This is a genomic window from Pseudomonas avellanae BPIC 631 (genome assembly GCF_000444135.1).
Classification (GTDB): Bacteria; Pseudomonadota; Gammaproteobacteria; order Pseudomonadales; family Pseudomonadaceae; genus Aquipseudomonas; species Aquipseudomonas avellanae.
In genome coordinates this window covers 1-10137 of the sequence record NZ_ATDK01000356.1, presented here as the reverse complement: position 1 = coordinate 10137, position 10137 = coordinate 1, and the positions used below count along the sequence as shown (strand labels likewise).

Below are 10137 nucleotides of genomic sequence, written 5' to 3'. Positions count from 1 at the left end.
TGTTTTCGAAAAAATCAGCCACCAACTAACGGAAAATTCAAATCTTATCAATAGCTTAGCTTGCAGGTTATGGGTAACTTATTTCGAAAACAGTACACTAGCGAGCAGAGCGCTGCATACGTAGGGATATATCGGCCGGATCACAGATATATATAAATTAATTTATCTACATGAAACAGTATCAGCGGGTTTGTTTTGTGCCAGGTCAATCTCTGGTAACGTCGGCCGCACATTAAACCCAGTCTTGGCAGCTGCCAGAGAAGCAACAATGGCCGTAATCTTTCCTGTTGAACCACTGCCGCCCAAAGAGCGCTTTGAACACTGGCAGGACGTCGTGAGTTCGACCTATGGCCTGGTCGCAAGTCAGCGCTTGAGTAAAACGCCGTTTGACGCAAGGCTCAACGTCAGGGATCAAGGCAGCTTCACGTTCACCCGGATTCAGTCATCACCGATCCAGTACCGACGGCTACGTCGAGATCAGGAAAGCGAGCATTTCCTTATCTCACTCTCGTTTTGCCCGGACGCTTTCGTAGTGCAGAACGACAGAGAGTCCAGGCAAGGCACAGGCGATATCGTCCTCTACGACAGCGCCCGGCCTTACGCCTGCGGCTACCCCGAAGGTGATGATCAGATTGTGCTGACGGTGCCGCGAGCTTTATTGCTTGAACACGTCCCGAACGCCGAAAGGCTGGTCTGCCGAACACTGTCGGGCCAGTCGCCGCTGGGACGGATTGCGCGAACACTGCTGACGGAAATCTGGAGCACAGAGCCTTTACCGCAGCAGCAAGGCGAACGGCTCAATACGGCGTTTCTCGACGTGCTCTCCACCGCCCTTGATTCGGCGTTCGCCCCCACCGATTGCAAGCGAGAGTCTTTTCAGACGCAGCAACTAAAGCGCGTCAAACAGTACCTGCTGAGCAATCTGCCCGACCCGGGATTGACCGTCGAAAGCATCGCGCACGCGACCCATGTGTCACCACGCACCCTCAATCGCCTGTTTGCGCCGCACGGTACAACGGCAATCCGCTGGCTCTGGCAGCAACGGCTTGCGGCGTGTCATACCGCCTTGCTCAAAGGCCGCGCGCGTCAGGTCAGTGATGTGGCACTGAGCATGGGCTTCACCAACCTCTCTCATTTCAGCCGCGCCTTTAAAAACGCCTACGGCGTATCGCCACAGCAACTGCTGACTTCACAGTGAGCCTGTTGGCATTCCTGGCACAACGATTGGCCGCCTGAGCAAAGCAGGCACGACCGTTCCCCATCAACATGGCTGGCGTACCAGAGGTGTCCTTGCGCCCTGAAAACCCAACGTTGATGAAGGAAACCCTTGATGCCTGCCCATTCAGATAGAACCCTGCGCCTGATCTTTCCCCAGTGGCAAGGTGGCAACAACGCGCCTTATCATTTTGGCGCGCAGTTGCTCGCATGGCTGGCGCCCGATGCAGACGGCTCTGTCGAGCAGGTCATCGTGGCGCAACCCTCTGGCCAGGCGCTTGAGGTGGAAAACGGCATCGTCGCCCGCAAGGCGCTGCTAGAGCAGCTGCAACATGCCCGGCAGTTGATTGATCGGCATCAGCCGGATCGGCTGGTGGTTCTGGGTGGCGATTGTCTGGTTGATCTGGCGCCCTTCGCGTACCTGAACGAGCGCTACGACGGCGACCTTGCCGTGCTCTGGGTCGACGCCCATCCGGACGTCATGACGCCCGCGGACTTCGAGCATGCACACGCCATGGTCATGGGCAACCTGCTGGGCGAAGGCGACGCCGATTTTGTCGATGCGGTAAAGCGTCCGATCAAACCGGCCAATGTGATGTATGCAGGGCTGCAGGAAACCCAGGCGATGGAAACAGCGTTCATCAAGCGCCTCGGGCTGCGCAGTGCCGGGCCGCAATCGCTGGCTTATTCAAGCGAACCGGTGCTGCAATGGCTCAGGGAAACCGGTGCCCGGCAACTGGCGATCCATCTGGACCTGGATGTGCTGGACCCGGCACTGTTTCGCTCCCTGCTGTTTGCACAACCCGGTATCCCGGCTGACCGTTTTGAAGGCGTGGCGCAGGGCAAAATGACCATTGAACAGGTCGTTCGCCTGCTGACCGATGTTGCGAACGTGGTCGACGTTGTGGGGCTTGGCATCGCTGAACACATGCCTTGGGATGCATTGGCGTTGAAAAACATGCTGGCCAGACTGCCCTTGCTGGGCAAGCCCGATCAGGAATAAACGCCTGAACTGCCGAAGCTCGCAGTAGCTATCAACTTACGCATGTATACACACAAATATAATGACTTATTTTAATAATTAACATATAGCCAAATGGAATTTCCCCAACGTTTTTTATAGGCATATTGTTGCTTCAGGACCGACCCCTTTCCAGGCAGAGGCGAATCATTCACGCGCACCGCCTGGAGCACCTTCATGAGCACACAACGACACCTCAAACTCGGCGCAATGGTCCACGGCGTCGGCCACGGCTGGGGCGAATGGCGCCATCCGCAGGCGCTGGCCAACGCCAGTGTGAACCTGGGCTTTTATCAGCAGCAGACCCACCTGGCCGAGGCTGCCAGGTTCGACTTTGTGTTCATCGCCGACAGCCTGCACATTCACGAGAAATCCAGCCCGCATTACCTGAACCGCTTCGAGCCGTTGACCATCCTTTCGGCGCTGGCGGCGACCACCCGGCATATCGGCCTGGTGGCGACCGTCACCGTCAGCTATACGGAACCCTTCCAGGTGGCGCGCCAGTTCGCTTCGCTGGACCACATCAGTGGCGGTCGGGCGGGCTGGAACGTGGTGACGTCCTGGCTCAGTGGCACCGCCGACAACTTCAGCAAAGGTGAACACCCGCCCCACGCCGTGCGCTATCGCATTGCCAAGGAGCACATCGAGGTGGTCAAGGGGCTGTGGGACTCATGGGAAGACGATGCCTTTGCCTACAACAAGCAAAAAGGCGAGTTTTTCACCCCCGGCAAGCTGCACACGCTGGATCACAAGGGCGAGTTCTTCTCGGTGAAAGGCCCCCTTAATATCGCCCGCTCCCCACAGGGTCAGCCGGTGATTTTTCAGGCGGGCACCTCCGAGGCCGGGCGTAACTTCGCCGCTGGCAACTCCGACGCAATCTTTGTCCACGCCGAGAGCCTGGACGAAGCGCGTGCTTACTATCAGGACCTCAAACAACGAGCCAAAGGTTTTGGCCGCGACCCGCACGCGCTATCGATTCTGCCGGGCATTCGGCCGATTGTCGGGCGCGATGAGGCTGAAGAGGAAAGCCGCTACCGGCAGGCCGTTGAACTGGTCACTATCGAAGACGCCATCGTCGCCCTTGGTCGCCCGTTCAATGACCATGATTTCAGCCAGTACCCGTTGGACGAGCCATTCCCGGAACTGGGCGATCTGGGGTCCAACAGCCAGAAAGGCGGTTCGGACCGGATCAAGCAACTGGCCAGAGACGAAGGCCTGAGCCTGCGAGAAGTCGCCCTGCGCTTCTCTCTGCCGCGCCGCGACTTTGTTGGCACGCCGGAGCAGGTTGCCGATGCCCTTCAGACATGGTTCGAACAAGGGGCTGCCGACGGTTTTATCATGAACAGCGTGCTGCCGGACGGCCTGCAATATTTCACCGAATGGGTGGTGCCGGTGTTGCAGCAGCGCGGTTTGTTTCGTACCGAATACAGCGGCACGACCCTACGGGAAAACCTCGGTCTTGAAGCGCCTGCCAATCGTCATGCAAAGGCTGTCGCCCATCAACCAAGCGAGGCAGTGGCATGACTCAACTCGTGATAGCCAGCCAACTGGAAGATGAATTCAATCTGGTAATCCGCGAGCGGCTTGCATTAACACATCCTGAAGCGAGGGTCATCGGCGTACCGGCCGGGGTGCCCAGCGACCTGCCTGCCGAGGTCAGTATTCTGCTGGCGCGGCCGATCAATGTCCGAGGATACGAAGCACCCGCCTCGCCACCACCGGGCTGGCCTTATGGCCTGAAATGGATTCAGGTGGTGTCTTCCGGCATCGATTTCTACCCGGCCTGGCTGTTCGACGGCCCGCCGGTGAGTACCTCACGGGGTAGCGCGGCAGAAAACATCGCCGAATTCTCGCTGGCCGCGATTTTTGCTGCAGCCAAGCACCTGCCCGATATCTGGGTGCATGACTCGCAATGGAATTTCACCGCCCTGACGCCGCTCAAGGGCACCACACTGGGGATTCTCGGCTTCGGCGCCATCGGTCGCAGCCTGGCCAGCAAGGCTCAGGCGCTGGGTATCAATGTGGTTGCGTTGCGGCAGAGTTCGGCTCCGTTCGAAGTTGAAGGTGTCGAAGCCGCACGCGACATTCACGACCTGTTCTCCCGCGCAGACCACTTGGTATTGGCCGCGCCGTTGACACCGGCCACCCGGCATATCGTCAACGCCGACGTGCTGGGCAGTGCCAAACCGGGCCTGCACCTGATCAACATCGCCCGTGGCGGCCTGCTTGATCACGAGGCGCTGCTTACGGCACTGGATCAAGGCAACATCGGCCACGCCTCGCTGGACGTCACCGAGCCCGAGCCGCTGCCGGACGGCCATCCACTGTACTCACACCCGCGAGTGCGCCTGTCACCGCACACCTCGGCGATCTCCAGTAACAGCCGCCACGAGATCGCCGACAGTTTTCTGGCCAACCTGGAGCGTTTTGTGAATGGGCGGGCCTTGCACAATCAGGCAGATGTGCAACGCGAGTATTGAGCTTCGGAGGGTGTTGTGACGACTTGGGAATCTCTGACTCAGATACAAATATGTTCGCTCAACGTCACAATAGCTCCGCTTTTGATTCTGGCCGCAGGCCATGGGAGCGGACCGGGCGACGCTTCGCTTGTTCGCGAATACGGTAGTTCAGACGATGTATTTTTGGGGAATACACCGGCCCTTTCGCGAACAAGTTCGCTCCCACGCCCTGCGGGCAGAAGCCTGGGAGCCCTATATTCCGGGCTCCTGAGGCGTTCAGCATGCAGCTGAACGCGCCGCGTCGGCATGCATCCCTTGACGTTCGGCGTCATCTTTTAATACCGAGAGTGCCATGTTCAAATCCATGAAAAATGACTTACTCAACTATCGCAGCCCCCTATTGGCCGGGCTGTTTGCAGCACTGGCGTTGGCCATCGCCCTCCCCGCGCAAGCACAGGAAACGCTACGGATCGGCTACCAGAAATCATCGACCCTGATCACCCTGCTGAAAACTCAGGGCACTCTGGAAAAAGCCCTTGCGCCACAGCATGTGAACGTCACCTGGCATGAGTTCCCGAGCGGGTTGCCGCTGCTGGAAGCGTTGAACGTCGGCAATGTCGACATCAGCGCAGACGTGGCCGATACCGTGCCGATTTTTGCTCAGGCGGCGCAGGCCAGGCTGACCTATTTTGCACAGGAAGCAGCCTCGCCTTCAGCCCAGGCGATCATCGTTCACAAAGACTCGGCCGTGCAACAACTCGCAGACCTGAAAGGCAAGAAAGTCGCCGTCACCAAGGCAGCGGGTTCTCACTACCTGCTGATCGCGGCCCTGCAAAAAGGTGGCCTGACATTTTCGGACATCCAGCCCGCCTACCTATCGCCCGCCGACGGGCGAGCCGCCTTCGAGAACCACAAGGTTGATGCCTGGGTGACATGGGAACCCTTCCTGACCAGCGCACAACGCCAGTTGCCAACCCGCACCCTGGCGGACGGCAGCGAGCTGGCCAGCTACAAACGCTATTACCTGACCGGCACCGGCTACGCCAAGGCTCATCCGCAAGTGCTCAGCGTGGTTTACGATCAGTTGCACAAGACCGGAAGCTGGCTCAAGGCCAACCCGAAAGAAGCCGCGCACGTGCTGAGCCCTCTGTGGGGCAATCTGGACATCGAAACAGTCGAAATCGCCAACAGCCACCGCAGCTATCAGATCCAGCCCGTGAAGCGCGATGAACTGGGCGAACAACAGAAGATCGCCGACGCCTTCTTTGCAGCGGGCCTATTGCCCAAGGCAGTGGATGCGGGCGATGTCGAGATCTGGAAGCCCTGAAAACCGGGAGCGCTTGACCCTGTATCAAGCGCTCCGCTGTCAGTATTTCAGTCAGGCCTGCGGCGGCCTCGGAAACACTCCGCGAACCTGCTCGTAGGCCTGCGCGACGCGCAATGCCAAGGCATCCTGGAAGCGCGGTGCGACGATCATCATTGCGACCGGCAAGCCGTCGGCGAGACCGGCCGGGATCGAGGTGGCCGGGTGGCCGGTCAGGTCGAACGGTGCGGTGTTGGCGAGCATGTTCAGCGCGCTGTGCACGTACTCTTCAATCGGCGCATCGGCGGCGGTCAATGGGGTCGCCACGAACGGCATGGTCGGCATCACCAGCACGTCAAAGTCCTTGAACGCCTCGTCGTATTGGCGGGTGAGTTCCGGCACCAGCATGCGCGCCTTGGCGTAGTAGGCACCGTGCAGGTTGTTCAGGCTGTAATGCCCGGTCAGTGCCACGGCGCGTACGCTGCTGGACAGCGTGTTGGCGTGTTCGCGACGCTTGGCGCCGAAGTAGCTCATAATCTCGGGGTCGTAGTAGCCGTCAACGTTCATGCCGTAGCCATTGCCTTGCAGCATCTGGTACGCCGCGCCGTCAGTGGCGATGACGTTCCACATGTCCAGCGCCACCCCGTGGTGCCACGGCACGCTTGCCTCGCCGACTGTAGCACCGAGGCTTTCCAGTTGTGCCACGGCGGCTTTGACCAGCGCGTCCACCTGCGGCTCGGACATGCCGGGGATGGCGAAGCCTTCGCGCAGCAAGCCGATTTTCAGGCCCGCAACGCCTTGATCCAGGGTCGCGACACAACTGACCGCTGGCGGATTCTTCTGCCTGGAATCGAGACCGTCTGCACCGGCGATCACGTCGAGCATCACCGCGCAGTCGCGCACGTTATTGGCCATCGGGCCGACGTGGTCGATGGTCCGTTCAATCGGAAAAGCACCGGTGTAAGGCACCAGGCTGTACGTCGGCTTGTGCCCGACGATGCCGCTCCACGCCGAGGGCATGCGGATAGAACCACCCTGATCGCCGCCGATGGCCATATCCACCTCTTGCAGCGAAACCAGCACTGCACTGCCGCTGGACGAGCCGCCCGCGTTGCGGGTCAGGTCCCACGGGTTTTTCACCGCGCCGCTGGCCGAGGTAAAGCTGGCACCCGAGAAACACAGGTCTTCGCACACCGATTTGCCGACCACTGTCGCGCCGGCGGCCAACAGGCGTTTGACCACCGTGGCGTCTTCGGACGGCACATAACCATCAAGGCTCAGCGAGCCGTTGGCCATCGGCACACCCGCCACCGAAACGTTGTCCTTGATGACCACCGTTCTGCCCGCCAGCGGACCGCTTGGCGCACCGGCAATGTGCGTTTTCACGTACCAGGCGCCATGCAGGTTTTCGGCATCTGCCGGCTTGCTGTGCTCGCGTACCGGCGTGGGCTGTGCGACGTGAGCGGCGTACAAGGCATCGACGGCTTCGTAGGAACCCAGAGTTTCGTCAGCAAGACTCAGGAACGACGCCATCTGGCTGTCGGACAAGTCGTAACCGTGGTTTTGGGCGGCAATCAGAAAATCGGCTTTGCTGGGGCGTTTTACGGACATGGTGTTCTCCAGATAACGGTAAGAACCGCCCAAGGTCGGGCAGGCACTGACTGGAGCCGCCTGAGCAGGATGCACAGGCCTGGGCTCGATCCGGAGGACGCCGTTGTCCATGCCGGTCGCCACGCGGTGTTCCATACCTGCCGGTTCAGGGCGTATGGCAAGCGTCCACGCAGAAGAGGATCAGGCCCGCAGGCCGACACTCGTCGCTCGTCAAAACCTGCTCAGGAGCAGGCCTGTTGAAACAATTCATGGGCCTTGACCAGCGCCTCCGCGATCTTTTCCACCGGCTCGCGCTTGGCCATGGCCTGATCGCGCAGTGCGTTGTAAGCGTCTATTTCAGACAGCCCCTTGGTTTCCATCAGGATGATTTTTGCCTGCTGCACGGTACGCATCACCGCCATGCGCCCCTCCAGACGCTTGACGTGTTTTTCCCGTTCCCGCGTTTTGCGTGCCTGGCTGAGGGTAATTGCCAGCGCCGTCAGCAAGCCGAACGACCTGACCGGCGAAGGGATCACCGAACAGGCGTTGAGCTGCACCAGCGCCTCGACGATGATCGGGTTTTCATAGGCGATCACCGGGATGATCGGTGGCGTTGCGCTGTGCAACAGCCACGGTGTGTTGGTTGACAGACTCTCCGGTGACACCGCCAGTACGATCACGTCGGCCTCGCTGTGCAGTCGCTCGGGGATCGGCCACTGCACGCGCACCTGACAGCCGATGCGCTGCAACTGGGCGATCAGGTTGCGACCGTCTTCGTCATCCGGGTGGATCACCAGCACGCTGATATCGCGCAGGTCCTTGATGCCGCCTGCGCTGTCGTTGCGCAGGCGCTTTTTTGCGGCACGCAGGGTCATGGACGCCTCCCGGTCAGGCTGGACCAGCCGCTGAAGTCTGGCGCGACGGCGTAAGGATCGGGTTTCAACGCTTTCTGGCTTTCGTAGAGAATGTCGAACTGCCCTTCGGCGTTGGCCCGGCCGATCCGCGAATACAGGTAGGTGTGATGGTTGTGCTCATCGATACGCACGCGCCCCTGCGGCGCGTCGTATTCCAGGCCGCGCATGGTCTGCTGCACGTCTTCCACTTCGGTGCTGCCCGCTCGGGCTATCGCCTTGGCCAGCAGGTGAACTTGAAAGTAGGCAGCCTCCCAGCAGCGGTCGGTGACCTGATGCTGGCCAAACATCTCCCGATAGTGGGCAATGCACTGGCGATTGAGCGGCGTGTCGATCGACTGGAAATAGGTCGCCGCCGATATATGCCCAGTGCCCAGATGAACGCCCATCTGCTGGATGTCCGTTTCACTGGTGGTCACGCTGGCAATCGGCATGACGGCGGGGTCGAACCCGGCATCAGCGTAGGCCTGATACAAGTGGGCCATGGTGTCACCGACCACCGTGGAAAAGATGAACGACGGTTTCAGCTCCCGCGCCTTGACCATCAGCCTGGCGAAGTCTTCGGCCCGGGCGTTTTTCAACGGCAGGTAATATTCGCCCAGCTTGCTGCCGCCCCGCTCGTAGAGCAGGTCGCTCATCAGCCGATTGGTTTCGTAGGGGTAAACGTACTCGGAACCGATCATCAGCACACGGCTGCCGAAGTGGTCGAACATGTAATTGCCCAGCGGCACGGCGTTGTGGTTCGGCGTGGCCCCGGTGTAGATGATGTTGCGTGAATACTCGAAGCCCTCGTAGTACACCGGGTACAGCAATAATGCGTTGTAACGTTCGACCACCGGCAACACGGCCTTGCGCGCGGCAGACGTGTAGCAGCCGAAGAAAAACCGTAGGTTTTCGTCGCGGATCAATGACTCGACGTGCATGGCAAACAGCGCAGGCGTCGAATCGGGATTGCGGGTGATCAATTCCAGAGGACGCCCATTCACGCCACCGACTGCGTTGATCTGATGGATAGCAAACTGCGCGCCGCGCATTGTTGAACACTCACCGGCAGCGGTAACGCCGGTATTGGAAAACAGACCTCCTATGCGGATCGGGTCAACCATGCCTATAAACCTTGTTCAACGTGAGGTGAGACGCCCGCTGTTGGCCGGTGTCCGGGAAAAAACTGAGCGAAAGACCGTGGATTCAACGGTGGCTCTCAGGCGGTTGTGCCTGGGGCTGGTGTGACGACAGTGTCAGGACCAGTCATGCGAGGGGCCTTCCACACCTGCCGAGAATGGGCGTGTGGCAAGGGACCCTGCGAGGGGATCTGCTGGCAGTCATGCAGATAGCGGGCCATGCGTGGTGTGCGGGTGTTGATGATTGGTGTGTCTGCTGGCTGGGGCGGTGCTGACGTAACAGGCATTTGTTTGCAGGGATGGGCGTACATTCGCAAGGGTTGTGTCGCCCGACACATCGCTTTCGCGAACAAGTTCGCTCCCACAAAAGCCCACTGCAGCTAAGCCTTTCGCGAGCACGCAAAGCGCCCGGTTCGTACAAAGAGTGCGCCCCAAGTACTGATGCGCAGTGGTGGTGAAAGGAAATGATCGCTAACTGATCGATTGAAATGCGTACCTGATCGGGTCGAGGTAGAGG

General features: G+C 59.8%; 8 protein-coding genes. 5 read left to right on the top strand and 3 right to left on the bottom strand.

Annotated features, from left to right (window positions below):
• Window positions 1-268 precede the first annotated feature (268 nt).
• The 5 genes from DW49_RS0121515 (at window position 269) to DW49_RS0121495 (ending at window position 6022) form a co-directional block, all read left to right on the top strand.
• A complete protein-coding gene (locus DW49_RS0121515) occupies window positions 269-1198 on the top strand; it encodes a helix-turn-helix domain-containing protein (protein ID WP_005617499.1) in 930 nt (309 codons plus the stop codon).
• Between the two features lie 132 nt (window positions 1199-1330).
• Window positions 1331-2218 carry an arginase family protein gene (locus DW49_RS0121510; protein ID WP_024419842.1) on the top strand — a complete coding sequence of 296 codons (888 nt, stop codon included), beginning with the start codon at window positions 1331-1333 and terminating at the stop codon, window positions 2216-2218.
• Window positions 2219-2413: 195 nt separating this feature from the next.
• Window positions 2414-3760 carry an LLM class flavin-dependent oxidoreductase gene (locus DW49_RS0121505; RefSeq protein WP_005617497.1) on the top strand — a complete coding sequence of 449 codons (1347 nt, stop codon included), beginning with the start codon at window positions 2414-2416 and terminating at the stop codon, window positions 3758-3760.
• Window positions 3757-4716, top strand: coding sequence for a D-isomer specific 2-hydroxyacid dehydrogenase family protein (locus DW49_RS0121500; RefSeq protein WP_005617495.1), 960 nt, complete (start codon window positions 3757-3759; stop codon window positions 4714-4716). Before DW49_RS0121505 ends, DW49_RS0121500 begins: the two co-directional genes overlap by 4 nt.
• Before the next feature lie 331 nt (window positions 4717-5047).
• A complete protein-coding gene (locus DW49_RS0121495) occupies window positions 5048-6022 on the top strand; it encodes an aliphatic sulfonate ABC transporter substrate-binding protein (protein WP_005617493.1) in 975 nt (324 codons plus the stop codon).
• 51 nt (window positions 6023-6073) lie between these two features.
• On the opposite strand, the gene DW49_RS0121490 is transcribed toward DW49_RS0121495, so the two are convergent.
• From DW49_RS0121490 to DW49_RS0121480, 3 genes are all read right to left on the bottom strand, one after another.
• The gene (locus DW49_RS0121490; RefSeq protein WP_024420591.1) at window positions 6074-7744 is read right to left on the bottom strand and encodes an amidase; all 1671 of its coding nucleotides are present in this window, start codon (window positions 7742-7744) and stop codon (window positions 6074-6076) included.
• Between the two features lie 86 nt (window positions 7745-7830).
• On the bottom strand, window positions 7831-8463 hold the full coding sequence (locus DW49_RS0121485; protein ID WP_005617488.1) for an ANTAR domain-containing response regulator: 633 nt from the start codon (window positions 8461-8463) through the stop codon (window positions 7831-7833).
• Window positions 8460-9605, bottom strand: coding sequence for a transporter substrate-binding domain-containing protein (locus DW49_RS0121480; RefSeq protein ID WP_005617487.1), 1146 nt, complete (start codon window positions 9603-9605; stop codon window positions 8460-8462). The genes DW49_RS0121485 and DW49_RS0121480 overlap by 4 nt, the downstream gene beginning before the upstream one ends.
• Window positions 9606-10137 lie beyond the last annotated feature (532 nt).

Coding starts and splice junctions, on each gene's coding strand:
- DW49_RS0121515 (WP_005617499.1), top strand. CDS start 269: ATGGCCGTAATCTTTCCTGTTGAACCACTGCCGCCCAAAGAGCGCTTT.
- DW49_RS0121510 (WP_024419842.1), top strand. CDS start 1,331: ATGCCTGCCCATTCAGATAGAACCCTGCGCCTGATCTTTCCCCAGTGG.
- DW49_RS0121495 (WP_005617493.1), top strand. CDS start 5,048: ATGTTCAAATCCATGAAAAATGACTTACTCAACTATCGCAGCCCCCTA.
- DW49_RS0121485 (WP_005617488.1), bottom strand. CDS start 8,463: ATGACCCTGCGTGCCGCAAAAAAGCGCCTGCGCAACGACAGCGCAGGC.
- DW49_RS0121505 (WP_005617497.1), top strand. CDS start 2,414: ATGAGCACACAACGACACCTCAAACTCGGCGCAATGGTCCACGGCGTC.
- DW49_RS0121490 (WP_024420591.1), bottom strand. CDS start 7,744: ATGGAACACCGCGTGGCGACCGGCATGGACAACGGCGTCCTCCGGATC.
- DW49_RS0121500 (WP_005617495.1), top strand. CDS start 3,757: ATGACTCAACTCGTGATAGCCAGCCAACTGGAAGATGAATTCAATCTG.
- DW49_RS0121480 (WP_005617487.1), bottom strand. CDS start 9,605: ATGGTTGACCCGATCCGCATAGGAGGTCTGTTTTCCAATACCGGCGTT.